23 protein-coding genes are annotated in these 24414 nt (G+C 73.2%); 10 read left to right on the top strand and 13 right to left on the bottom strand.

Annotation, left to right across the window (positions count from 1 at the left end):
* Positions 1 to 177 precede the first annotated feature (177 nt).
* Positions 178 to 633, top strand: coding sequence for a nuclear transport factor 2 family protein (locus ACZ3IL_RS27230; RefSeq protein ID WP_467394464.1), 456 nt, complete (start codon positions 178 to 180; stop codon positions 631 to 633).
* 72 nt (positions 634 to 705) lie between these two features.
* On the opposite strand, the gene ACZ3IL_RS27225 is transcribed toward ACZ3IL_RS27230, so the two are convergent.
* The 9 genes from ACZ3IL_RS27225 to ACZ3IL_RS27185 form a co-directional block, all read right to left on the bottom strand.
* Positions 706 to 1161, bottom strand: a complete 456-nt coding sequence (locus ACZ3IL_RS27225) for an ester cyclase (RefSeq protein ID WP_467394462.1) — start codon at positions 1159 to 1161, stop codon at positions 706 to 708.
* A gap of 73 nt (positions 1162 to 1234) precedes the next feature.
* Positions 1235 to 2305 (bottom strand): zinc-binding dehydrogenase, encoded by a 1071-nt coding sequence (locus tag ACZ3IL_RS27220; protein ID WP_467394460.1) that lies wholly within the window; start codon positions 2303 to 2305, stop codon positions 1235 to 1237.
* A complete protein-coding gene (locus ACZ3IL_RS27215) occupies positions 2302 to 3150 on the bottom strand; it encodes an NAD(P)H-binding protein (RefSeq protein WP_467394458.1) in 849 nt (282 codons plus the stop codon). Before ACZ3IL_RS27215 ends, ACZ3IL_RS27220 begins: the two co-directional genes overlap by 4 nt.
* A gap of 236 nt (positions 3151 to 3386) precedes the next feature.
* Positions 3387 to 4232 (bottom strand): 4'-phosphopantetheinyl transferase family protein, encoded by an 846-nt coding sequence (locus ACZ3IL_RS27210; RefSeq protein ID WP_467394456.1) that lies wholly within the window; start codon positions 4230 to 4232, stop codon positions 3387 to 3389.
* Positions 4233 to 4245: 13 nt separating this feature from the next.
* Positions 4246 to 6003 carry an acyl-CoA dehydrogenase gene (locus ACZ3IL_RS27205; RefSeq protein ID WP_467394454.1) on the bottom strand — a complete coding sequence of 586 codons (1758 nt, stop codon included), beginning with the start codon at positions 6001 to 6003 and terminating at the stop codon, positions 4246 to 4248.
* A gap of 258 nt (positions 6004 to 6261) precedes the next feature.
* Complete coding sequence (locus ACZ3IL_RS27200) at positions 6262 to 7050, bottom strand: thioesterase II family protein (RefSeq protein ID WP_467394453.1); 789 nt, start codon at positions 7048 to 7050, stop codon at positions 6262 to 6264.
* Positions 7051 to 7171: 121 nt separating this feature from the next.
* Complete coding sequence (locus ACZ3IL_RS27195) at positions 7172 to 7993, bottom strand: AfsR/SARP family transcriptional regulator (RefSeq protein WP_467394641.1); 822 nt, start codon at positions 7991 to 7993, stop codon at positions 7172 to 7174.
* A gap of 1284 nt (positions 7994 to 9277) precedes the next feature.
* On the bottom strand, positions 9278 to 10117 hold the full coding sequence (locus ACZ3IL_RS27190; RefSeq protein WP_467394451.1) for an AfsR/SARP family transcriptional regulator: 840 nt from the start codon (positions 10115 to 10117) through the stop codon (positions 9278 to 9280).
* A 299-nt stretch (positions 10118 to 10416) separates the two neighbouring features.
* Positions 10417 to 11016, bottom strand: a complete 600-nt coding sequence (locus ACZ3IL_RS27185; protein ID WP_467394449.1) for a ScbR family autoregulator-binding transcription factor — start codon at positions 11014 to 11016, stop codon at positions 10417 to 10419.
* A gap of 503 nt (positions 11017 to 11519) precedes the next feature.
* Here ACZ3IL_RS27185 and ACZ3IL_RS27180 point away from each other — a divergent pair.
* On the top strand, positions 11520 to 12191 hold the full coding sequence (locus tag ACZ3IL_RS27180) for a ScbR family autoregulator-binding transcription factor (RefSeq protein WP_467394447.1): 672 nt from the start codon (positions 11520 to 11522) through the stop codon (positions 12189 to 12191).
* A 101-nt stretch (positions 12192 to 12292) separates the two neighbouring features.
* Here ACZ3IL_RS27180 and ACZ3IL_RS27175 read toward each other — a convergent pair whose 3' ends face one another.
* Positions 12293 to 12673: a hypothetical protein gene (locus ACZ3IL_RS27175; RefSeq protein WP_467394445.1), complete on the bottom strand. Its 381-nt coding sequence runs from the start codon at positions 12671 to 12673 to the stop codon at positions 12293 to 12295.
* 98 nt (positions 12674 to 12771) lie between these two features.
* Complete coding sequence (locus ACZ3IL_RS27170; RefSeq protein WP_467394443.1) at positions 12772 to 13410, bottom strand: PadR family transcriptional regulator; 639 nt, start codon at positions 13408 to 13410, stop codon at positions 12772 to 12774.
* 164 nt (positions 13411 to 13574) lie between these two features.
* On the opposite strand from ACZ3IL_RS27170, the gene ACZ3IL_RS27165 reads away from it, so the two are divergent.
* The 5 genes from ACZ3IL_RS27165 (at position 13575) to ACZ3IL_RS27145 (ending at position 19664) form a co-directional block, all read left to right on the top strand.
* A complete protein-coding gene (locus ACZ3IL_RS27165) occupies positions 13575 to 14513 on the top strand; it encodes an ATP-binding cassette domain-containing protein (RefSeq protein WP_467394441.1) in 939 nt (312 codons plus the stop codon).
* Positions 14514 to 14527: 14 nt separating this feature from the next.
* Complete coding sequence (locus tag ACZ3IL_RS27160) at positions 14528 to 15349, top strand: ABC transporter permease (RefSeq protein WP_467394639.1); 822 nt, start codon at positions 14528 to 14530, stop codon at positions 15347 to 15349.
* Between the two features lie 152 nt (positions 15350 to 15501).
* Positions 15502 to 17892 (top strand): excinuclease ABC subunit UvrA, encoded by a 2391-nt coding sequence (locus ACZ3IL_RS27155; RefSeq protein ID WP_467394439.1) that lies wholly within the window; start codon positions 15502 to 15504, stop codon positions 17890 to 17892.
* Between the two features lie 360 nt (positions 17893 to 18252).
* Complete coding sequence (locus tag ACZ3IL_RS27150) at positions 18253 to 19446, top strand: cytochrome P450 (protein ID WP_467394437.1); 1194 nt, start codon at positions 18253 to 18255, stop codon at positions 19444 to 19446.
* Complete coding sequence (locus ACZ3IL_RS27145) at positions 19443 to 19664, top strand: ferredoxin (RefSeq protein ID WP_467394435.1); 222 nt, start codon at positions 19443 to 19445, stop codon at positions 19662 to 19664. The genes ACZ3IL_RS27150 and ACZ3IL_RS27145 overlap by 4 nt, the downstream gene beginning before the upstream one ends.
* A gap of 145 nt (positions 19665 to 19809) precedes the next feature.
* Here the strand turns inward: ACZ3IL_RS27145 and ACZ3IL_RS27140 are convergent, their stop codons facing one another.
* Positions 19810 to 20406 (bottom strand): DUF1349 domain-containing protein, encoded by a 597-nt coding sequence (locus ACZ3IL_RS27140; RefSeq protein ID WP_467394433.1) that lies wholly within the window; start codon positions 20404 to 20406, stop codon positions 19810 to 19812.
* Positions 20407 to 20620: 214 nt separating this feature from the next.
* On the opposite strand from ACZ3IL_RS27140, the gene ACZ3IL_RS27135 reads away from it, so the two are divergent.
* From ACZ3IL_RS27135 to ACZ3IL_RS27125, 3 genes are all read left to right on the top strand, one after another.
* Complete coding sequence (locus tag ACZ3IL_RS27135) at positions 20621 to 21325, top strand: helix-turn-helix transcriptional regulator (protein WP_467394637.1); 705 nt, start codon at positions 20621 to 20623, stop codon at positions 21323 to 21325.
* A 44-nt stretch (positions 21326 to 21369) separates the two neighbouring features.
* Entirely contained in the window at positions 21370 to 22041 is a 672-nt protein-coding gene (folE, locus tag ACZ3IL_RS27130; RefSeq protein WP_467394431.1) for a GTP cyclohydrolase I FolE, read from the top strand.
* 193 nt (positions 22042 to 22234) lie between these two features.
* Complete coding sequence (locus ACZ3IL_RS27125; RefSeq protein WP_467394429.1) at positions 22235 to 23182, top strand: poly-gamma-glutamate hydrolase family protein; 948 nt, start codon at positions 22235 to 22237, stop codon at positions 23180 to 23182.
* Positions 23183 to 23556: 374 nt separating this feature from the next.
* Here the strand turns inward: ACZ3IL_RS27125 and ACZ3IL_RS27120 are convergent.
* The coding region (locus ACZ3IL_RS27120; protein WP_467394427.1) for a tetratricopeptide repeat protein at positions 23557 to 24414 on the bottom strand (858 nt) is incomplete at its 5' end.

The following is a 24414-nucleotide window of genomic DNA, read 5'->3' as shown; positions in this document are numbered from 1 at the left end:
TCCCACCCTTCGCTGCTCGGCTCTGCGGTGGTTCCGACGGTGTCCCGGTCCGCTGGAGGGCGGGCGGAAGGCGGCTGGAGGCCGGCGGGCCGGGAGCGGCGGGTCCAGGGATTCTCGAAGGGGGTGCGACCCGCGCCGCGCAGCATGGGCGCAGCCAAGGAACGAAAGGGAGAACCCATGACGACCGCGTCCGACCTCGCGCCCGGGACCACCGCCTGGAGCGCCGCGCTCCACGCCGAGGTGCAGCAGTTCTACGCCCACCAGATGCAGCTCCTCGACCTCGCCGAGGCGGAGCGCTGGGCCGCGACCTTCACCGAGGACGCGACCTTCGCCGTGCCGACGCTGCCGGAGCCCGTACGGGGCCGGGCCGGCCTGGTCGCGGCGACCACCCGCAGCCACGCGGAGCTGGCCGCGGCCGGGCAGCGGCACCGGCACTTCATGGGCATGCTGGACGTCCGGCCCCGCCCCGACGGCACCGTGTCCGTCCGCTCGTACGCCGTCGTCTACGCCTCCGGGATCGGCGGCGGGTCCCGGGTGCACCGGGTGTGCGTCTGCGAGGACGTACTGGTGCGGGGCGGGGACGGCGAGCTGCGGGTGTCGGCGCGTACGGTCACCCGGGACGACCTGGCCTGAGCCGGACGCGGCGGCACCGGCCGACGGCGCGCCCCCGCGGGAACCCCTGGTTCCCGCGGGGGCGCGGGGTGTTCACAGGACGTCGGCGGGGACGAACCCCAGCTCCTTCAGCATCGGCAGGTAGTTGAAGACGTCGTGGTGCTCGATGATCCGGCCGGCGTCGTCGAAGAGGAGTTCCTCGAGCATGAACCAGCTCACCTTCTTCCCCGTCGGGGCCTTGCCGAGGAACTCCCCGAGGTGGGTCGCGGTCACCGTGATGCGCAGGATGACGCGGTCGCCCTCGGCGACGATGGACCTGACGTCCAGGTGGAGGTCGGGAAAGGCGGCGAGGCCTCCCCGCATGGCGCCGATCATCTGCCCGGTGTCCACCGGACGGTCCTCGGAGTAGTGCCTGATGTCGGGGGCCCAGTGCTCGAGGATGCCGTCCAGCTCCCAGCGGTTCCAGGCGGCGGCGCAGGCGAGCGCGATCTCCTTGTTGCGCTCCTGCGCGCTCCGGTCGGCGGAACGCTCGTTCACCGTTGCGGTCATGGCGGGATTTCCCCTCGTCTGCTGCGGAGTCGGATGGCGCGGGGCCGGGACCGGTCCGGGGACCGGGACCGGTTCAGGGGGTCAGGACGTGCTTGCCGACGCTGCTGCCGTCCAGCAGGGCGCGTACCGCGGCGGCGGCCCCGTCCAGCGGGTGGCGGCCGGCGATGCGGGGGGTGAGGACACCGTCCGCGGCGAGCCCGCACAGCTCGGCGTAGTCGGCGTCGAAGTCCGGGCCGGGCTTCACGTAGTACATGCTCATCCGGCGGCCTCCGGTGAGGCCGAGGAGGCGGGCGAGGAAACGGACCGCGGTGCGGCGCAGGGCCGGGACGTGCGGCCGGAACCACTGGCCGGGGCGGTAGCCCGCCACGGAGGAGTCGAAGGAGACGAGGGTCCCGCCGCGGGCGAGCATCGTCCAGCCGGCGTCGAGGCCGCGGCCGCCGATGTGGTCGAAGACGGCCCGGACGCCTTCCGGGGCGAGTGCGCGGACGGCCGCGACGAGGTCGGGGGTCCGGTAGTCGAGCGGCTCCGCGCCGAGTTCCCGCACGGCGTCGTGCTTGGCGGGCGAGGCGGTGCCGATGACCCGCAGGCCGTGGTGGACCGCGAGCTGGGTGAGCAGGGCGCCGACGCCTCCGCTGGCTCCGTGCACCAGGACGGTGTCGCCCGGTCGCGGGCGGGTGAGGCGGTGCAGCATCTGGTAGGCGGTCACCCCGTTGGTGACCAGGGCGACGGCCACGGCCGCGTCCAGGGTGCCGGGGACGGCGGCCAGGGTCTTGGCGGGCAGTTCGACGAAGCGCTGCCAGGCGCCCTGGCGGGGCATGGCGGCGACCCGGTCGCCGGTCTTCCAGCCGGTGACTCCGGGGCCGACCCCGACGATCCGGCCGACCAGGTCGTAGCCGGGCACGAAGGGGAAGGCGGGCGGGAACGGGTGGAGGTGCTGGAGCATCTGGACCTCGGCGAAGGACACGCCGGCCGCCTCCACCTCGACCACGACCCTGCCCTTGCCCGCGGTGGGCCGGGGGGCCTCGGCGGTGTGCATCCGTTCCTCGGGGGTGCCGCTCCCGGTCATCCGCACCAGGGTGTTGGCGGCGCGGCGCGTTCCGCCGGCGGCGCCGGGCGCCGGGTGTTCGGTCGAGTCCGTGTTCATGCCGCACGCTCCGCCGGCCGGGGGGCGAAGTCGGCGGCGTGGTCGGCGGCCCAGCGGGCGAAGGTCAGCGCGGGGCGGCCGGTCACCTCCTCGACGGTGCCGACGGGAACGGGCGGGTTCGCGACCGCGTCGGCGAGGTAGCCCAGGACCATCTCGACGACCGGGGCGGGCATGACCCGGCCCATGGACTCCCGGGCCAGGTCCGGGGTGATCTCCTCGAAGGCGATCGGGCGGCCCGCGGCCCGGGCGATCTGCCGGACCTGCTCGGCCTGGGTGACGGCCTCGGGCCCGGTGAGCACGTAGGCCCGGCCGGCGTGCCCGTCCTCCAGGAGCGCGGTCGCGGCCACGGCCGCGACGTCGGACTCGTGGATCAGCACGCGCTTCGCGTCGCCGTAGGGGGCGCGCACGACGTCCTCGGTGCGGATGGAGTGGCCCCACTTCCACAGCACGTTCATGGCGAACTCGTCGGGGCGGACGAAGGTCCACGCGAGGCCGGACTCCTCCGCGGCCCGCTCGACGGTCCGGTGGTGGGCGCCGCTGTGGTTGTCGTGCGAGGCGTCGAGCACCGAGGAGGAGGAGAGGACCACGATCCGGCGGACGCCGGCCTCCCGGGCCAGGGCGACGACCTCGCGGGCGGTCGCCGGCACCGGGAAGAGGTAGAGGCGGTCCACTCCGGCGAAGGCCGCGCGCAGGCTCTCGGGCTTCTCCAGGTCGCCCTCGACGACCTCGACCGGCTCCGGCAGGCGCGCGGCGGCCGGGTCCCGGGTCACCGCACGCACCGGCTCGCCCGCCGCCACGAGCCGGTCGACCACAAGCCGGCCCACGGCTCCCGTCGCTCCAGTCACCAAGATTGTCACGTAGCCGCTCCACCCTGTTCGGCCCGGTCGTCCCGGGGTTGCCGCTCGGTAGTGCTGCCCAGTTTCGGGCGCGCCGGTGGAGGAGCCTTAGAGGGCGCTTCGAGGCCGCCTCGCACCCGGGGCGGCCGGGTGCGCGGCGGGACGGGGCACGGCGGCGGCCGGTCCCGTCCCGTCGGCCCGGCCCGGCGGGCCCGGTTCAGCGGGGGCCGGTTCAGCGGGTCGGTTCAGCGGGTGGCCAGCCCCTCCTCGACGGCGTCCGTGAGGTCCCGGTCGAGCATGGTGCGGGCGGCGGTGTCCCGGGCGGTGCCGAGGCCGGTGTCCTGGCAGGCCGTGCTCACCAGATAGCGGTCGTCCAGCACCGGATGGGTGGCGAAGGTCCACGCGCCGGGGAGGACCGGGGAGCCGTCGGGGGCGGTCGGGGTCCCGCTGCCCGGGCCGAGGCCGAACCGGGTGAAGCCGAGCCGCAGTCCCTGCCCGAGGGCCTTGGTGTAGGCCTCCTTCAGCGTCCACAGCCGCAGCAGTTCCGGGGCCTGCCGGTCCGGGGGCATCCGCGCCAGCTCGGCGCCCTCGGCGGGGGTGCACATGTGCCGGCGGAGCAGGTCGGGGGAGACCGTCCGGTCCGCGGGTTCGGCGTCCACGCCGATCCGGCCGGTGCGGCTGACCCCGACCGCGATCAGGTCGCCGGTGTGGCTCAGGCTGACGTCGATCTGGTCGAAGCCCCGGATGAACGGCCTTCCGGTGATCTTGTACGCGAGGTCGAGCACGACCGGGTCCGTTCCCAGGACGGTGGCGGCCGTGTGCTTGAGGACCATGCGGGAGGCGAGGAAGCGGTAGCGGGCCGTCGCGTCACGGGTGCGCCGGTAGCGCTGCCAGTCGTGGCCGAGCAGCGGGCGCAGCGCGGTGTCGGCGAGCGCGGCGGTCAGCCATTCGCCCCAGGTGGCGACGACGACGGCGCTGCCGTCCCGTTCGAGGCGCGAACGCACGGTCCGCCAGGGCGGGCCGGGTCCGGGGCCGGGGACGTGGACGGGCGGCGGGGGCGTCCTCCCGCCGGCCGCGGGCCGGTGCGGCACGGTGGCATCCTCCTCAGTGACCGGGTCCGCCGTCGTCGAGACCGCAGCCGCGGCCCGCGCGGAGACGGCGGACGAGTCCGTCCAGGACCCGCGCCGCACAGCCGTCGGGGGGCCCGGGCGCGGTGATGCCGAGTCTCCGGGCCAGCCGCGACAGCGCCAGCACCGCCCAGGCCGGTTCGGCGAGGAAGGCGTCCGTGCCGTCCTGGCCCTCCCAGACGCCGAGCACCGCGGCCGCGGCCTGGAGCAGGGCGTAGCGGTCGCTGAGGACCACGGCGGCCGGGCCGGGGACGGCGGGCAGGGCCGCGCACCGGGAGCGCAGCGTCCGCAGCTCGCCCGTGAACGCCTCGGCGAGGCCGGCGAGCGCGGCGGTCCCGCCGTCGGTGTGCGGGGTGGCGGCCAGCCGCCGGGCGGAGCCGACGAGGGAGGCGGCGAGGAAGTCCTCCCCGCCGGCCGGGCCGAGCAGCCGGTGGTCGAGGACGGGCAGGTCGGCGCCGGTGCGGAACAGCTCGGGCGGCGGTTCCGGGGCCCTGAACCAGGAGCGTTCGGCCAGCGGCCGCAGCTGGGGGACGAGGACGGCGTGGCAGACGGCCGTACCGGTGTGGCCCAGGCTCGCGAACGGCAGGTCGCGCGTCAGCCTGCCCAGGAACCCGTGGTGCGGACCGGCGTGTTCGTGTCCGGGCACGCCGAGGACGGTGGTGAGTTCCTCGAGGTTCTCGCGCAGCAGGTCCGGGACCACGTACGTGACGGCCGCGGCCAGGACGTGGGCGCGGCCGGGCAGCAGGCTGAGCGCGCGGAGCGCGACGGTGGCCATGCTGTCGCAGGCGAGCAGGTCGGCGAAGACCCCGGCGAGCGGCTTGTGCCAGCGCCGGGCCATCGGTCCGGTCCGGCCGGAGGTCGCGGCGCGCACGGCCGAGCACAGCGCGGTTCCGGTGGTGGCGACGGCGACGGCCGGGACGAGGCAGTGGTCGATCTGGAGGGTGCGCAGGACCAGGGAGGTCCCCTCGCCCGCGCGGCCGACCAGAGCGTCCGCGGGGACGGGGCAGCGGGTGAACTCCACTCCGGAGAAGGGCGTTCCGCGCATGCCGGAGGTGGGTGTCCGGGGCAGTCCGCGAAACCCGGTGGGGGGCAGTTCGCCGGAGTCCAGCAGGAGGACGGAGCGGCCGCGCGGGCCGCGTTCGGGCGCGGTGCGCGCGCAGACGACCCAGACGTCCGCCCGGGACGCGTTCATGACGAGGTCCTTGCGGCCGTCGAGGAGCCAGCCGTCGTGGTCCGGGGCGGCGGTCAGCTCGCCGCGTGCGAGGGCGTTGGCGTGGGCGGGTTCGTGGTGCGCGGCGACCGCCCGGCCGCCGCGCAGCAGCAGCTCCGCGGTGCGCCGTCGCTGCCGCGTACTGCCCGCGGCCCAGACGGGCGCGGTCGCGGAGAGCGACGCGAGGCCGAGGCCGAGGGCGAGGTCGCGGCGGAAGAGCGGGCGCAGGGCGGTGACGAGCAGGTCGGCGCGGGTGAGCAGCCCGCCGGACCGGGCCGGGACGAACTCGGCGGCGAGGCCGGCCCGGGTGAGCAGGTCCTCGGTCGGTTCCGGGGGCCGGCCCAGGGCGTCGGCGGTGGCGAGGGCGGCGGTCCCGTGCGGGTTGGCCGGGTCCTCCGGGTCGCCGAGGAGCGTCTCCAGCCGGGCCGCGCGGCGCCGTGCGGCGTCCTCGGCGGGCCGCGTGCCGGCGGCGGACGCGGTCGCGTACGCCGAGGACGCCGCGCGGCGTTCCCGTCCATCCGTCACCGGTTCCGCCCTCCCTCGACGCCTGCCCCGAGGTTCACCGGAACGGCCGGAGAACCCCTCGAACGGCCCTGGACCGCGACCGGGCACCCGGCGACGCGGGTCCGCCCGGCGGGCCGGACCGGCCGGGCTCCTCCCCCGCCGGTCTCGCCCGTTCCGCGCGGCGGAGGGCCGGGCACGCCCGCGCGGGGGCGCCGTTCACGTCGGGGAGCGTTCCGACCCCGCGTGAGGGCCGGGCACGCCCGCGCGGGGGCGCCGTCCTCACGGCGGGCCGGGCCGTGACCGGTCGCCATCCGTCCCACCACCCGTCCCGTCGGTTGCCCCCGCCCGGTCCACGACCCGGCAGGCCCGGCCGAGCAGCCGGGGAAGTGCGCCGTCGCGGACGAAGAAGTGGCCGCCCGGCAGGGTGCGGTGGACGAAGCGGCCGTCGGTCCAGGCGCTCCAGCCGCGCATCGTCCCGGCGGGCACCAGTGCGTCCTCGCTGCCGCCGACGGCCAGCAGGGGCACCGGAACCGGCCCGCCGGTGGCGGGGTCCCGGGCGGCGGCGCGCAGGTCGGCGGCGAGTCTCAGGTCGTCGCGGAGCACCGGCAGGACGAGACGGTGCCACGGGTCGCCGGGGACGGCGTCCTCGGGTATCGCCCCGAACGTCCGCAGCAGTCCCGTCAGTTCGTGGTCGGGGACTTCGGCGGAGGAGATCAGTCCGCTCGGTTCGCCGGGCGACGGGCAGGCGCCGACGGCCAGCAGCGCCGGCAGCGGCAGACCTGCCGCGTGCAGGGCGCGGGTGAGGGTGTAGGCGATCAGACCGCCCAGGCTGTGCCCGTACAGGACGTACGGTCCGGGCGGTTGTCCCGCGAACAGGTCGCGCAGATCGGCGAGGAGGTCCCCCCGGGTGGTCACCCGGGGCTCCCGGTGCCGTGCGCCCCGGCCGGGCAGCTGCCGCGGCTCGGGGGCGGCCGCGGCGCCCAGCAGGGTGCTCCAGCGGTGGAACGCCGAGGTGCCGGCTCCCGCGTGCGCGAAGCACACCAGCCGCACCCCGTTCTTCTCTGCCATGCCCGGCCCTTCCTGCTGCGCCGTCTCTCCCGGCGTGGTCGGTCGGTGTGCGCGGGGCGCCCGGCGCGCCGTCCGGAAGCCCCGTCGTCGCGGTCGTGCCGGCGGCCCGGCGGGCGGGCGCTCAGGCCGCGTACAGGTCGAAGGTGGAGCCCCTCCGGGGGCCCGCGACCACGTCCAGTGCCGGGTCCACCGCGAGCATCGCCTGGTGGAGGCGCTGGAGCTGCGGGGAGGGTTCGACACCGAGGTCCTCGATGAGGCGCACCCGCAGCCTCCGGTAGATGTCCAGCGCGGTGGCCTGGCGGCCGGAGCGGTAGAGCGCCACCATCGCCTGCGAGTGCAGGCTCTCGTGCTGCGGGTGACGGGCGATCAGTTCGGTGAGTTCGGCGAGGATCTCGGTGTGCCGGCCCAGCCGCAGGTCGACGTCGATGCGCCGTTCCACGGTCACCAGCCGGCTCTCCTCCAGCCGCATGACGTCGATCTCCAGGATCGGGCCCACCCGCACGTCGACCAGGGCCGGGCCCTTCCAGAGCCCGAGCGCCCGCCGCAGCAGGGCGGCGGCCCGTTCGTCCTCGCCCACGTCGAAGGCGCTCTGGCCCTCGGCGACCAGCCGGTCGTACGCGTGGACGTCCACGCTCTCCGGGGCGATCTGGAGCAGGTAGCCGCCGTGCCGGGTGGCGAGCATCTCCTTGGCGCCGCCCGGGTTGCCCGGGCCCATGGCCGTGCCGAGCCTGCGGCGCAGCTGCAGTATGTAGGTCTGCAGCGTGGTGAGCGCGCTCTGCGGCAGTTCGGTGCCCCAGACCTCCTCCATCAGGGTGGGCACGGGCATCACCCGGCCCGGGTAGAGCGCGAGCAACGCCAGGATCTGGCGTGGTTTGCCGGCCGTCGGAACAATCGATCCCCCGTTGATCTCGGCGTTCAACGGACCAAGAACCTGAATCATCACGGTCTCCCAGCTGCTTGTCGAGTTCACATCGGTAGAGCCTTCGACTGAGGCAGAGTAGCGGGGCCCTGGGCGCCGTCAACAATTTCTTGAGTGCCTGTCGAGTGCGTCTCCAACAAAGATGTCTCCGCGCTTTCCCCGGCTGTCGCATTCACGTTTTCCGCCCGGCGTCAAGAAGGCCTCGGGCGAGGGTCGGTGACGCGGGGTCCGGCGTTCCTTCCGCGGGCGTCCGGCGTTTCTCCAGCGGTTTTCGGCCGGGGTCCGGAACGCGGTCACCGACGGGCCCCGGACACCTGGGGCACGGGGGGGGAGCCCGCTCCGGAAGGGGGAAGCCGGACAGTTCATCCGGGAGGCGGGAGGGGCCCGGCGGGGGCGGGTGGGCGGGGTCGGTGACGGTGCGGCCCCGCCCGGCGACGCCGCCTCCCTCCATTCCTCCGACGACCTCGGGCCGCGTGGAGCCGGCAGGATGAACGGGGAGGGAGATCCAGCCGTCCGCAGGCCGAATTGACGCTGCCGATCGCACACGAAGAGAAAAGCACCTTCCGTTTCCGGCCGGGATTCCGGACTTTCTCCGGGACCGGCTGCCGGACCTGACGGATTCGCGGAACGGTCGCGTTCCGCAGAATGCCGCTCGAGATGCGCTCAAGTGGTATTCCGGTGGGCGGTGCTTTCCGTCCCGGCGGATTCCGGACGCGGTGGCGCGATCCTCCGGGAATCCATGGCGCGGACAGGAATGCGGCGGGACGTCCCGGCGGCGGCCCCACCCCCGACAGGGCGCGACGGGATGGTCAAGAGGGCGTTTTCGGCACGGTCGCGGGCCGGAAGCCGGGGGCGGAAGCGGAGGGCGGGAACGAAACCGGGGCGCGGGGTGTACGAAACGCCGGGAAACGTTCCGAAGGGTTCACCGCCCGCCCGTGGCGTCCGGCGTACGGATCTCCCCGGGCCCGTACGCCCGGAGGCAGGGCCGCGCGGTGGAGGGGGTTTCAGGTGCGCCCCGCGCGGATCGTCCGGGCGATGCGGAGGGTTTCACGTGCGGGACCCGCGCGGATCGTCCGGGCGGTGTGGCGGGGTGCCGTGCCGGATGCCGATCGGGGGTCTCCGCCGGGGCCCGCTCCGGAGCTTCTTCACCGCGCCGTGCGGAACCTCGCGGCCGGACGGGCCGCACGAGGGCGCTTCGGCGGGGGGGGGCGGGACACGGCTCGTGTCCGCCGTTCTTTCCGGCCGGGCCCGGGCGGGCGCCGGGTTCCCGGGATCGTGCGGTCTCCCCGGGCCGGGGGAGGCGGCGTCTCAGCCGGCGCGGACGAGCCGTTCGCCGCGGGGGTCCGCCGTCCCGGCGGGGGCGTCGGGGCCGGCCATGAGGATCGAGCGCCGCAGCCTGCGCAGCACGGCCGAGGGTTCGAGCCCGAGTTCGCGCACCAGGGTCTGGTGCAGCCGCTGGTAGACGTCGAGGGCCTCGCCCCGGCGGCCCGAGCGGTACAGGGCCAGCATGAACTGGCCGTGCAGGTTCTCGTGGGTGCGGTACCGGCCGGCCAGTACGGTCAGCTCCGCCAGCAGCTCCCGGTGGCGTCCCATCCGCAGGTCGGCCTCGATGCGCCGGTCGAGGGCGCACAGCCGGGTCTCCTCCAGCCGCCGCGCCTCCATGTCCAGCTGGGCGCCGCCGGGAACGTCGGCGAAGGCAGGCCCCGACCACAGGGCCAGCGCCTCGCGCAGCAGGCGGGCGGCGTCGGGGAAGTCGCTCGCATCCATGGCACGGGAGCCGCCGGCGACGAGCCGGTCGAACTCGCGGACGTCGCTGGTGCCGCCGCCGGTGTCCAGGAGGTAGCCGCCGGGCAGCGTGACCAGCACGTCCTTGGCGGTGCACGGGCCGGTGCGGCCTCCCCTGCCGTCGCCCTGCTCCAGGGCCGCCGATATGAGGGTCCGCAGCTGCAGCACGTACGTCTGGATCGTCGTGCGGGCGCTGCGCGGCGGCGCGCCCGCCCACAGTTCTTCCGCCAGGGCCGAGACCGGGACGACCCGGTCGGCGTGAAGGGCCAGCAGCGCCAGTACCTGTCGCGGTTTGGGAGCGGTAGGCGTGATGGAGCGCCCTTGCTCCCGAACCGCCAGAGTGCCCAGTAGTTCGATGTCCACGCCTACTCCCTGTCCATGGATGGCGACTCAGTAAAAAACAGGGCCGACGGTTTTGTCAACGCAAAACAGACCGCTCCGTCCACCCCTCCCGATCGACCTGACAGACTCTCAACTGCCTTTCTCACCTGGGCATTTGGGGGCCCCGCGCGATCGTTCGCCATCGCGAAAGCGCTCTCCCGCCTCCCCCCGGGCCTCCCAGTGGGCCGAAAACAGACCCTGAGGTCTCCTTCGTGGCGCGTCCGCGCGCGAAAGCCCCGGCGCCCCGCGCGTGCGGGGCACCGGGGCCGGTCCGGCGGGTCCTACCGGGAGCGGGTTCCGTCGGCTTCGAGGTCCGCGAGGAGGGCGGCCGGCGCGACGGCGGGAAGCAGCAGGCGCCAGACCTGGCTCACGGTCGCCGCCGAGAGCCACATCGCGTCCCGCACGCCGAGCACTTCGAGTCCCGCCATGGTGGCCACCACGGCGGTCAGCACGTCCCGCGCCGTCACCTCCGTGCGCAACTCGCCCTTCGCCTCGGCGCGTTCCAGCTCCTCCTCGACCCAGTGCCGCCAGTGCTCCCGCAGACCGATCGGCGCCGGACGGGACGGCTCGCCGCCGAGGGCGAAGCCCGTCCGCAGCACGACGTCGCTGCGCAACTCGCCGGCGAGGCGGTGGGTGACGTCGACGAGGAGCTGGACGTGACTCCTGCCGGCCGGGAGGTCGGTACGGATGACGGCCAACAGCCTTGCCAGCGCCTCCGCCTCGACGACATCGGCCAGGGCGGCCTTGTTCTCGAAGTGGAAGTGCAGCGCCCCGCTGCTGACCCCGGCGTGCGAACTGATCGCGGTGAGCGAGGCCCTGGAGAAGCCCTCCCGGCCAAAGACCTCCGCCGCGGACCGGATCAGGGTTTCGCGCGTGCGCATCGCGCGCTCCTGTTTGACCATCGACCGCTCCGTCACTGCAGGGGGATTGCCGTGCCCGCCGAAGGGGAGGCCAGAGAGTTGACTACGGCGCTTCACGAGGAGAGCCCGGGACCGGGCACGCGTGGGCGCCCCTCACCGCCACGGCCGCTGGCTCCGCCGTGGTGCGCCCTCTCGCGGGGGAGCTTAACAAACCGTCCATGCTGTTTCTATCGGTCGGACGGGGCAACGTCTTCCGGGGCGGCCGGAACCGGGTTCCGGGTGGCCGGGGGCGGGCCGGCCCGCCGGAGGCACGTTCGGGCGGCCCGCTCGCGAACGGCTCGGACCGCGCTGGACCGCTCCTCGCGGCGGCTCCGGCGGCGCCGAAGAAGGGAATCAGGAGATCCCTTCTTGACCTGCTCTTTCCCCGTTCGTGGAGGAGCGGGATCGGCCGTCCGCCGTAGGGTACGGACTGGGCGGTCTCTTCGGAATCCCCGGCGCCCGACGACTTCGAGGGGGGAGGAAGAATGGCCGAGCAGGTCCGGGCCATCCGTACGCGTCAGACGATCCTGTCGGCGGCGGCCAAGATCTTCGAGGAACACGGGTACCAGGCGGCCACGATCTCCCAGATCCTCAGGGAGGCGCGGACGACGAAGGGCGCCCTGTACTTCCACTTCATGTCGAAGGTGGACCTGGCCCAGGCCGTGCTGGCCGAGCAGGACCGGCGGATCACGGTCCCGCCCCGCGTCTCCAAGGTGCAGGAGACCATGGACGTCGTGATGTTGCACGCCCACCGCCTGCAAACCGACCCGATGGTCCGCGCCGGCGTCCGGCTGACGACGGATCAGGCGGTGGAGGACACCGATCGCAGCGGTCCGTTCCTGCGCTGGGCCGGGATCGTCCGCGGACTGCTGCGGGAGGCACAGGTGCGGGGCGAGCTGCTCCCCCATGCCGCGCCCGCCGAGACGGCCGACGTCATCGTGGGCGCGTTCGCCGGCATCCAGTCCATGTCCCACGCCGTCTGCGAGTACCGCGATCTGGCCGAGCGGGTCTCCGCGATGATGCGGCACGTGCTGCCCAGCGTGGTGTTCCCCTCCATCCTCGCCTCGCTCGACCTCTCCGCGAGCCGGGGCGCCGCGGTCTACGCCGAGGCTCTGGAGACGGCCGGGACACGGGAGGACCTCGGCACCGCCGGCTGACCGGGAGCCCCGGGGGCTCCGTCGTCGCGCCCGGCGGCCGGACGGCGCGGGAGAACCGCCCGGACCCCGGCCGCGGCCGGGGTCCGTCGCGGGCGGTGCGTTCAGGCGCTGCCGGGTCCGGCCGTGGGGTCCGCGTCGCGCATGCCGGGCAGGGCGTAACCCTCCGCCTCGTCCCACGGGACGTCGAGGTCGTCCATGTGCACGTGCCACTCCGCGCCCGGCAGGGCACGGCGCAGCCCGGTCACCGAGTCCAGCAGATGGACGATCACCGGCACCGCGCGGTCGGGGTCGAGCGGCATCTTGGTGGCCCCGGCGACGATCTCGTCCGGCCCGCCGCCACCGTTCTCGTACAGGTGGAGGCCTTCCTCGTCCCGGTACGGGAAGGAGGAGGACCGGACGGCGACGAGGCGTGCGACGGCGGACGCCTCGGCCGCCGTCAGCGGTGCGGGACGGCTCGCGCGGTAGTAGAGGGAGACGCTCATGGGCCGAGCGTACCGAGGGGGTGCGACAACGGGACGAGGCCGCCGTACCGGTCGCCACCGCCGGCGGGCGGGCGCGCCCGGCGCTTCCGGGACGCGCCCTACCGGTGGTCCTCCGGGTGCGGTCCCGTCGCGAACGGGTTCGGCTGGTCCTCGGCGAGCACGCCCACGAAGGGGTCCCCCTCCCCCGCGAACGTGTACGCGCCGTCCTCGATGCGCTTGATCAGACCGCGCGTCCATTCCGCGCCGCAGTCGGCCGAGTGCACCCACATGTTCATGATCTCGCCGATGTGCCCGAGCTGTTCGAACCCGGCCTCCGGCAGGTAGTACTCGGTGACCGCGGACCGCCACCGTTCGAGCCCCACGACCCGCTTCCTGAGGAGTTCGACGCCCTCGGCGCGCGGCAGGTCGACGATGAAGCCGATGCCGGCCGAGAGGACGTCGGCCTTCTGCCGGTGCGAGCCCAGGGCCTCGCGCAGGAGTGCGAAGTACTCCTCGTTCCCCTTGTCGTTGATCTCGTACTCGACGCGGGGCGGGCCGCCGGCGGTGCTCGGCGCGACCTCGTGGGCGACGAGGAGTCCCTGCTTCGTCATCTGCTTGAGCGCGTGGTAGATCGAGCCCGGCTTGGCGTTGGACCACTCGTGGGCGCCCCAGAACTCCAGGTCGTTGCGTACCTGGTAACCGTGCACCCGTCCGTGCTGACGGACCGCGCCGAGAACCAGGAGCCGGATCGCTGACATGCGCGTCCCCCTTCTAGTTAATTTTGACTAGGCTACCCCTGCCCGCCCCCGGAGGACCGCGAAACCCCCGCGCCTTCCTCGCTAATCAAATTTGACCAACCGCCTCGAGTGCCCTACGGTGAGGGCACTAGACAAGTTTTACCACTGCCACGAAGGAGGGTGTTTTGTCTGACTGCGATCTGGCGATCGTCGTCGAAGGTCTGCGGAAGAAGTACAGGGACAAGCAGGCCCTCGACGGTCTCGACCTCACGGTCCGGGCCGGGACCGTCCAGGGAATCCTCGGTCCCAACGGCGCCGGCAAGACCACGGCCGTGCGCATCATGTCGACGCTGCTGCGCCACGACGAGGGGCGCGTCGAGGTGGCGGGCATCGACGTGAGGACCCGGGCCGACGAGGTGCGCTCACGGATCGGGCTGCTCGGCCAGAACGCCGCCGTCGACGAGGAGCTCAGCGGCCGTCAGAACCTGGAGATGTTCGGCCGCCTCTACCGCCTCGGCGCGCGCCGCGCCGGCACGCGGGCCGACGAGCTCCTGGAGCAGTTCGGGCTCTCCGAGACCGGCACCAAGGCCGTCAAGCAGTACAGCGGCGGCATGCGGCGGCGGCTCGACCTGGCGGCGTCCCTCATCTCCCGGCCGCAGGTGCTCTTCCTGGACGAGCCCACGACCGGGCTCGACCCCCGCGGCCGCACGGAGGTGTGGAACGCGGTGCGTTCCCTGGTGGGCGGCGGCACGACCGTCCTGCTGACCACCCAGTACCTGGAGGAGGCCGACCAGCTCGCCGACCAGATCGCGGTGATCAACCACGGGAAGGTCATCGCCGAGGGCACGGCGGACGAACTGAAGACCAAGACCGGCGGCGACCGCATCGACGTGGTCCTGCACGACACGGCCCAGCTGACCCGCGCCGCCTCCCTCCTGTCCGGGGACGCGGTGGTGGACGAGGACCGGCGCATGATCAGCGCCTCGGTCAGCAACCGGATGGCCGCACTGACGGAGACCGTGCGGGCCCTGGAGGCGGCCGGCATCGAGGCGGAGGACATCGCGGTGCGCCGCCCGACCCTCGACGAGGTCTTCATGCACCTGACGAAGGAGGACGCCGCATGAGCGCGACCCACGGTATGACCTCGACCGGCGTGAGCACGGCACACGGCACGGGCTCGAAACTGAGCTGGGCGGCGGCCGACTCCTGGACCATGACCCGGCGCGAGCTGGCGCACTGGGCGCGCCAGCCCGTGCAGGTGGTCGTCGGGCTGGTCTTCCCGGTGATGATGCTGCTGATGTTCAGCTACCTGATCGGCGGCGGACGGGGCGTCGAGGGGGACTTCACGTCCTACCTGGTGCCCGGCATGCTCACCATGACCATGGCCTTCGGCCTCGAGGCGACGATGCTCTCGGTCACCCAGGACCTCGGCAAGGGGGTCATCGACCGGTTCCGCTCGATGCCGATGAACTCCGGCGCGGTCCTGGTCGGCCGGAGCGTCGCCGACATGCTGCAGTCGGTCGTCGGCCTGGCCGTGATGATCGCGGTCGGGTACGCGATCGGCTGGCGCTGGCACGGGGGCTTCTCCTCCTTCCTGGGCGCGGTGGGGCTCCTCCTGCTGCTGCGCTTCGCGATGCTGTGGATCGGCATCCACCTGGCGATGGTCGCGGGCAAGCCCGAGATGGTGCAGGCGGTGCAGATCCTGGTCTGGCCGGTCGCCTTCCTGTCGAACGCCATCGCCTCGCCCGAGTCGATGCCGGCGTGGCTGGGCGCGGTCGTGGAGTGGAACCCGATGTCCGCGACGGCCACCGCGGTACGCGGCCTGTTCGGCAACCCGGGGGGAACCGGCGACTCCTGGGCCGCGACCCACGCGGAACTCCTCGCGGTGCTCTGGCCACTGGTCCTCGTCGCGGTGTTCTTCCCCCTGGCGGTCAAGAGGTTCCGGGACCTGAGCCGCTGACGGCCGTTCCCGGGCCCGCGGTCCGGCGGACCGCGGGCCCGGGTCACGGACCGGCGCCGGCCCCCCACGCGGCAGCGGACCCGCGGGGCCGGCGACGACCACACGTCCGCACAGCCACTTCGGCCGCACAACAGCCTTGGAGAACGACGAGCATGGTCCCGTACACGCACACCACCCCGTCACCGTCGGCCGCGCGGCACCCCGCCGACAGCCACGACCTGATCCGCGTGCACGGCGCGCGCGAGAACAACCTCAAGAACGTCAGCGTCGACATCCCCAAGCGCCGCCTCACGGTCTTCACCGGCGTCTCCGGCTCGGGCAAGAGCTCCCTGGTGTTCGGCACGATCGCCGCCGAGTCCCAGCGGATGATCAACGAGACCTACAGCTCGTTCGTGCAGACCCTCATGCCCAGCCAGTCGCGGCCCGAGGTCGACGTCCTCGAAGGACTGACGACCGCGATCATCGTAGACCAGCAGCGGATGGGCTCCGACCCGCGCTCGACCGTCGGCACCGCCACCGACGCCAACGCCATGCTCCGCATCCTCTTCAGCCGGCTCGGCGACCCCCACATCGGGCCGCCGAGCGCGTTCTCCTTCAACACCGCCTCCCTCAAGGGAAGCGCCTCCATCACCGTCGAGGGCAGCGGCAAGAAGGCCGTCAGCGCCGACTTCAACCGCACCGGCGGCATGTGCACCCGGTGCGAGGGCCGCGGCTCCGTCTCCGACATCGACCTCACCCAGCTCTACGACGCCACGAAGTCGCTCAGCGAGGGCGCGCTCACCGTCCCCGGCTACAACATGGACGGCTGGTACGGCCGCATCCTCACCGGCTGCGGCTTCTTCGACCCCGACAAGCCGATCGGCGCGTACACCGACGCGGAGCTGGACGACCTCCTCCACAAGGAACCGACCAAGATCAAGGTCGACGGCATCAACCTGACCTACGAGGGCCTGATCCCGAAGATCCGCAAGTCGATGCTGGCCAAGGACCTCGACGCGCTGCAGCCGCACATCCGCGCGTTCGTCGAACGGGCCATGACCTTCGCCGTCTGCCCCGAGTGCGACGGCACCCGGCTCAGCGAGGCGGCCCGCTCCTCCAGGATCAAGCGGATCAACATCGCCGACGCCTGCGCGATGGAGATCCGGGACCTCGCGCGGTGGGTGCGCGACCTCGACGAACCGAGCGTCGCCCCCCTGCTCGCCGCCCTCCGGCAGACCCTCGACTCCTTCGTGGAGATCGGCCTCGGCTACCTCTCCCTCGACCGTCCCTCCGGCACGCTGTCGGGTGGCGAGGCGCAGCGCGTCAAGATGATCCGCCACCTCGGCTCCGCCCTCACCGACGTCACCTACATCTTCGACGAGCCCACGGTCGGCCTGCACCCCCACGACATCCAGCGCATGAACGACCTCCTCCTGCGGCTGCGCGACAAGGGCAACACCGTCCTCGTCGTCGAGCACAGGCCCGAGACGATCGCCATCGCCGACCACGTCGTCGACCTCGGTCCCGGCGCCGGCACCGCGGGCGGCACCATCTGCTTCGAGGGCACCCTGGAGAAGCTCCGCGCCTCCGGCACCGTCACGGGACGCCACCTCGACGACCGCACCGTCCTCAAGCCCACCGTCCGCAAGCCCACGGGCACGCTCGAGATCCGCGGCGCCACCGCGCACAACCTCCGTGACGTCGACGTCGACATCCCCCTCGGAATCCTCACCGTCGTCACCGGCGTCGCGGGCGCCGGGAAGAGCTCCCTGATCCACTCGTCCATCCCCGCCGGCCGGGACGTCATCTCCATCGACCAGAGCCCGATCCGCGGCTCGCGCCGCAGCAACCCCGCCACGTACACCGGACTGCTCGACCCGGTCCGCAAGGCCTTCGCGAAGGCCAACGGCGTCAAGCCGGCCCTCTTCAGCGCCAACTCCGAGGGCGCCTGCCCCACCTGCAACGGCGCGGGCGTCCTCTACACCGACCTCGGCATCATGGCCGGTGTCTCCAGCCCCTGCGAGGACTGCGACGGCAAGCGTTTCCACGCCTCCGTCCTCGAGCACCGGCTCGACGGCCGCGACATCAGCCAGGTCCTCGCCATGCCCGTCACCGAGGCCGAGGAGTTCTTCGCCACCGGCGCGGCGCGCATCCCGGCGGCGCACAAGATCCTCCGCCGCCTCATCGACGTCGGTCTGGGCTACATCACCCTCGGCCAGCCCCTCATCACCCTGTCCGGCGGCGAACGCCAGCGGCTGAAGCTGGCCACCCGCATGCACGACAGCGGCGGCGTCTACGTCCTCGACGAACCCACCACCGGTCTCCACCTCGCCGACATCGAACAGCTCCTGGGCCTCCTCGACCGGCTCGTCGACTCCGGGAAGTCGGTCATCGTGATCGAGCACCACCAGGCCGTCATGGCCCACGCCGACTGGATCGTCGACCTGGGCCCCGGCGCCGGTCACGACGGCGGCCGGATCGTCTTCGAGGGCACCCCCGCCGACCTCGTCGCCGCTCCCACCACCCTCACCGGCGAACACCTCGCCCGGTACGTCAACGGCTGACGCGCACCAGCGCGTCCGCCACCGGACCACGACGCCCGGCCGGACGGGAGGAGCTTCTCCCCCGGCCGGCACGAGAGGGGCCTTCCGCGATCGCCGCGGGAGGCCCCTCGGCATGCCGGGGCGGGGCGCCCCGCCCGGACCGACCTCCCTCTCCCTCTCCCTGCTCTCCCCCTCCCCCCTGCGGAGGCATGACATTCACTCTCATTCATTGCAACGCGCTGTTGCATTCATTCTCAGCGTCATTGCATCAATCACCCTCTGCGGCTTGGGAATAGGGACTTACAAGGTTGACCAACCCATGAATGCAACGTAGCTTTCACTCATTCCCGAACACGTCATATCGCGAAACGAGGACGGACCATGAGTGAAGCCCTCCACACCGTCACGGCACTGCCGGCGGAGCGCCGGACCGGCTGCCCCTTCGACCCGCCGGCCGAGCTGATCGACGCCCGGCGGCACGGTCCCCTCAGCCGCTACACCCACCCCGGCGGAAAGCCCGGCTGGCTGATCACCGGGTACGACATGGTGCGATCGGTCCTGGCCGACCCGCGGTTCAGTTCGCGCAAGGACCTCATGAACATCGTCGACTTCCAGCTCCCTCCCGCGCCGCCCGGCGAGTTCCTCCTCATGGACGAACCGGAGCACAGCCGCTACCGGAAGCCCCTGGTGGGCAAGTTCACCGTCCGGCGGATGCGGATGCTCACCGAGCGGATCGAGCGGATCACCTCCGACCGCCTGGACGCCATGGAGGAGGCCGGGCCGCCGACGGACCTGGTGACCGCGTTCGCCAAGCCCATCCCCACCATCGTGATCTGCGAGATCCTGGGCGTGCCCTACGAGGACCGGGCCTCCTTCCAGGAACAGATCGACATGTTCATGGGCGGGGAGGCCGGTGACGAGGAGCTGATGGCGGCCTACACCGCGACACAGGAATACCTCGCGCGGCTGGTGGCCGCCAAGCGGGCCCACCCCACCGACGACATCCTCAGCGAACTCACCGAGGGCGACCTGACCGACGAGGAGCTGAAGGGAATCAGTCTCGTCCTGCTGGCGGCCGGATTCGACACCACGGCGAACATGCTGTCCCTCGGCACCTTCGCGCTGCTGCGGAACCCGGAACAACTCGCGGCGCTGCGCGCCGATCCCGCCCTCACCGACGGGGCCGTGGAGGAACTGCTGCGCTACCTGAGCGTCGCCAAGACGTTCCACAGGACGGCGCTGGAGGACGTCGAACTGGGCGGCGTGACCATCGAGGCCGGCACGACCGTCGTCCTCTCGTACCACACCGCCAACCGCGACCCCGGCCGCTTCCCCGATCCCCACGCGCTCGACCTCCGCAGGCAGGCCACCGGGCACCTGGCCTTCAGCCACGGCGTCCACCAGTGCCTGGGGCAGCAGCTGGCGCGCGTCGAGATGCGGGTCGCGTTCCGCGCGCTGGTCGACCGCTTTCCCACGCTGCGCCTGGCCGTACCGGCCGAGGAGGTCGTGCTGCGTCCGGAGAGCGCGGACATCTTCGGGGTGAAGAGCCTCCCGGTCACCTGGGACGAGAGGTGAGCGCGCCGCGCCTGAGCGTCGACCGCGCACGCTGCATCGGTGCCGGGATGTGCGTGATGACGGCCCCCGAGGTGTTCGACCAGGACGCGGACGACGGTCTCGTGCTCCTGCTGCGCGCCGAACCGCCCGGTGCCCATCACGCGGCCGCGCGCATGGCCGCCGGTGTCTGCCCCGCCGGGGCGATCACCTTTCGCGCGCCGGAATCCGGAGGTTCCTGAGCCGCCGGCGGCCATGGGCCCGGCGGGCGCGGCCACGGTGCCGCGCCCGCCGGGTCTTTCCGGTCTCGTCTTTCCGCCTTCGTCTTGCCGGCCTGGCTCTTTCCGGTCCGGCCTTTCCGGCCCGGTCCTTCCGGCCGGGCAGCGGTCAGCTCCCGTCGAAGAGGTGCGCCAGACGTACCGGTGTCAGCGCCATGCGGTCGAACCGGACGACGCAGCCCCGCCCGGCCGGGGACTGGACTCCCACACCGACGCGCAGGCCGGTCACGGGCCCCAGGGAGAACTGGCGCGCCAGGCACCAGGAGCGGCCGTCGAGCGAGGTGTGGAAGGCGAACCCGTCGCCGAGACGGCTGACGCGCAGCCATGCCGCGTCGCCGTCGAGGGGCCTGCCCACCGCGTCGTCCGAGAGCCCCCGCGTGACGACGGAGTACACGGCGGGCCGGCCGTCGGGCGACTGTTCGAAGGTGAGCTTGGCCCATGTGTCCGGTGCGGACCGGACGAGCAGGCCGCCGGCGTCCCAGGGAGCCCGGAAGCCGACGCGGAGGCGGGCCGAGAACTGCCAGTCGCCGTCCGGGGGGACCAGGAGGGCGTGGGCCGCGTCGTCCTTGACCTCACCCGTCAGCGGATCGGCGAAGACGTCCGTGCCGGCTCCCGCCTCCGCCGTCAGGACGTCGCCGCCGAACGACAGCGAGTCGGGAGGGACCACCCAGGCCCGGGTGTCGGAGAAGGCTGATTCCAGGGTCATGGCGCCCATCGTGGCGTCGGTGGCGGGCGTCCTCAAGGAGCGGTCACGAAGATCCAAGAAGCGTTCCGGAAGTCCAGGCGCCCCGGAGGTCCAGGCGCCCCGCACTCCGGCGAAGGGGGCCCGCGGCTCCCGCCCCCTCCCCCCGCCGACGACCACCACGGGCGACGAAAAAGGCCCACGTCTTCTATGAACAACCTTCATTGGTTTTACAATGGTGTGCGTGGACCCCCGGAAAGAAGCACCCCGCCCGGACGTCTCCGCCGTCGCCGCGCTCGACGAGCCGACCCGCAGGAGGCTGTACGACCACGTCGTGCGCCGGACGGGGCCGGTCAGCCGCGACGAAGCCGCCGAGGCCCTCGGCCTTTCCCGCAGGACCGCGGCCTTCCACCTGGACCGCCTGGCCGAGGAATCACTGCTCGACGTCGTCTACGAACGGCGCAGCGGACGCACCGGTCCCGGCGCCGGACGGCCCGCCAAGCTCTACAGGCGATCGGACACCCAGGTGACCGTCAGCCTGCCCGAGCGGCACTACGAACTGGCCGGACGGCTCCTCGCCCGGGCCCTGGAGGAATCCGAGACGACCGGCGAACCGGTGCGGGCCGCCCTGCACCGGATCGCCCACGAGCTGGGCGCGCGGCTCGCCGGCCGGAGGCAGGAGAGCGTCTTCGACCTGCTGGAGGAGCACGGATTCGAACCGCGCCACGACGGCGACGCCATCGTCCTGGGCAACTGCCCCTTCCACGCGCTCGCGCGCGACCACACCCGGACCGTGTGCGGCATGAACCTCCATCTGCTCCGCGGCGTACTGGAAGGACTCGGCGACCGGACGCTCCGGGCGTGCCCGGAGCCCGCCCCCGGCCACTGCTGCGTCCGCCTCCGGCCCGCTCCCCCACCACCCGGGGACACCCGTCCCTCCTGAGCACGCCCCGCCCGCGCAACCCTCCCCGCCCCGAGGAGCACGTCATGGACCTCACCACACCGGCCACCACCTCCGCGGCGGACCCGGCCCGTCCGCCCACCGCCGCGCCCCGGGCCACGGCACCGTCCGGTGCCCCGCTGCGCGTCGTCCACGACACCGGCGGCATCGACCCGGTCCGGGCCGAACGCGCCGCCGCCCAGTTCCTCGCCGCCCTCGGCGTCGACACCACCGGCGAGAGCCTGCTGGACACCCCCGGCCGCATGGCCCGTGCCTACGCCGAACTGTTCAGCCCGCGCCCCTTCGACCTGACGACCTTCCCCAACGACGAGGGGTACGACGAACTGGTGCTGGCGCGCAAGATCCCCGTGCGGTCGGTGTGCGAGCACCACATGCTGCCCGTCGTCGGCACCGCCCACGTCGGGTACCTGCCGGGCCGGCGCATCCTCGGCCTGTCCAAACTGGCCCGTGTCGTCGAACACTTCGCCTGCCGCCCCCAGGTCCAGGAACGGCTGACCAAACAGGTCGCCGACTGGTTGCAGACCCACCTCGACCCCAAGGGCGTCGGTGTCGTCATCGAGGCCGAGCACACCTGCATGACCCTGCGCGGTGTCCGGGCCATCGGCTCCACCACCCTCACCTCCACCCTCCTCGGCACGCTCCGCCACGACGCCCGTTCCCGTGCCGAGTTCCTCGCCCTCACCGGGCGTCCCCTCTGACCCCGGCCCCACCGTCGACGGCTTCACGGTGCCCGGCGGGAACGGACGGGTCGCACTCCGCCGCCGGCCCGTCCGCAGGTCGGCCGCCCGGCCCGGGAACCGGCCCATGACCTCGGGGGGGCAACGCGCGCGCCAGGACCCCTGACATGGAGGTGGACGGGGACAGCGGACCGCGCATTGAGATGATCACCTCATGAACCTCACCAGCAGACGCACCCTCCTGACCTCCGTCGCCGCGGCCGCCACCCTGCCCCTCGTCGGTGACCTCGCGGGGAACGGCAGCACCGCCGCCGCGGCCGAATCCACCGAGTTCGCCTCGAACACCGCGCTCTACAGCAGCGACACCTACACGGAAGGCGTCAACTGGATGCGCCGCTTCCGTTGCGGCGCGCCGGGGACCCTGAACGACTACGCGAAGGACCCCGTGGCGACCGCCCCGCTCGGCATTCCCACGAGCGCCCCCGTCCGCAGCACGGCGATCATCGCCCCGCACGGCGGCGGCCTCGAGGCGGGTACCACCGAACTGTGTCTCACCCTCGCCGGTTACGACCGCGCCGAGCCCGGCACCGAACCGAAGCCGGACACGAGCACCCCGGGCGCGGTGCAGCGCGACTACTGGATGTTCGAGACGCTGACCGCGTCCCTTCCCGCCCCCGCCAAGCGCCTCCACGTCACCTCGACCCACTGTGACGACCCCGCCGCCCTGGCGGTCTGCGGCAACAACCTCTACGCGGTCTCCCTCCACGGCTACACACCGGACGACGCCCCGTCGGCCAAGCGGATACTCGTCGGCGGCCGGGACCAGCGGCTGATCCGCAACCTGGCGCGGGCCTTCGACCGCCACGGGCTCACCTCCTCGCTGGGTGTCGACGTGGTCGTCGCGGGCGCCGACGCCGAGCTGAACGGCGACGACCCGGCCAACATCGTCAACCGCACCCGCACCGGAGCCGGTGCCCAGCTGGAGATGTCCACCGAACTGCGGAGGGCGATGTTCGGCACGTTCGGCAGCGGCTCCGGGCGCCGGGAGACCGCCGGCGTGGCCTCCTCCACCGCGCCCGACGCCCCCGCGTACTGGTACGGCTTCGTCAACGCCGTGCGCGAGGCCGTCGACCGCCACGAGCGCGGCCTCGACTCCCTGTAGCCGCGGCCCGGTCCGTACCGGTACCGGCGGCTCTTCCCGTCACCGCCGGTACCGGGGACGGACGGTCCCGGACGCCGGACCGTCACGGTGCGGACGTCCGAGGGAGAGGGCGCTCTTTTCGGCCGTCCGGCCGCGAAGTTCGTCCGCCGCGCGGACGCGCGGGCGGAGCCTCCGGCCAGGGGTACGCGGGAAACCGGCCCGGGTCCGGTGCCGGCGGACCGGTCTGCCGCGGCGTCACGCGGAGGAAGCCGTGCCCCGCGGTGAACCAGGAGCCCCCGTCCCCCGTTGAACCGTACGGACGCCGGTTGTGGGCCGTGCCGTTCCGGCGCGCTCCGCCGTCCCGCTCTTCCCCCTCGGCGGCCGGGCGGCGAGGCTCAGGCGCCGGAACGGTCCTTCGCCGTCCCGGTGCCGACCGGGTGCGGCGATGCCGACGCCGAGGCTCCGGTCCCGGCGTCCAGGGCCGTGAGCCGGTCCCGGATCTCGCGGGCGCTGTGGGACAGGGCGTGCCGTTCGGCGTCGGCGAGGGCGCGGGCCCATTCGGTGCGGGCGGCCTCCCGGTCGCCCATGGCCAGCCGGATGTCGCCCAGCCGCATCAGCGTGCCCGTGCTGTTCCTGTGGTCCCCCAGCTCGCCGAACATCTCCGCCGCCCGCCGGTAGGTGGCCACCGCCTCCTCGTACCGGCCGAGCAGATGGAGGGTGTAGCCGAGGCTGTCCCAGCAGATCGCCTCCCGCCACGGCGCGTTCAGTTGCCGGAACAGGTCGACGGCCTCCTCGCAGTACACGAGACCCACCTCGGGCCGGCCCAGGCTGGAGTGCAGCCAGGCGAGCCCGTTGAGGCATTCCGCCGTCCACACGTCGTCCCCCGACGCCCGGGCCAGTTCGAGTGCCCGCCCGGCGGGAACCAGCGCGTCCCCGAGTCGGCCGAAGAGATGCAGCACGACCCCCATGCCGTGCTGGGAGCGGGCCTGTTCACCGACCTCGTCGATCTCTTCGAAGACCCTGATGGCACGCCTCATGTGGTCCAGTGCCTCTTCCTGGTGGCCGAGGTGGCCGTGGAGGCCGCCGAGGGCGCGGTGACAGCGGCCTTCTTCGGCGCGGTCGCCGCGGCGTCGTGCCACCTCCAGGGCGGGGAGCAGTGCCGCGATGGCTTCGGGCCAGTATTCCTGGCGGTTGAGGTGTTCCTTGAGGGACCAGGCCAGTCCGGTGGTGTGGCGGTCGAGGTCGTGGTCGGT

Source organism: Streptomyces sp. NPDC014907 (assembly GCF_055562975.1).
This window is presented reverse-complemented; position numbering and strand designations above follow the sequence as displayed.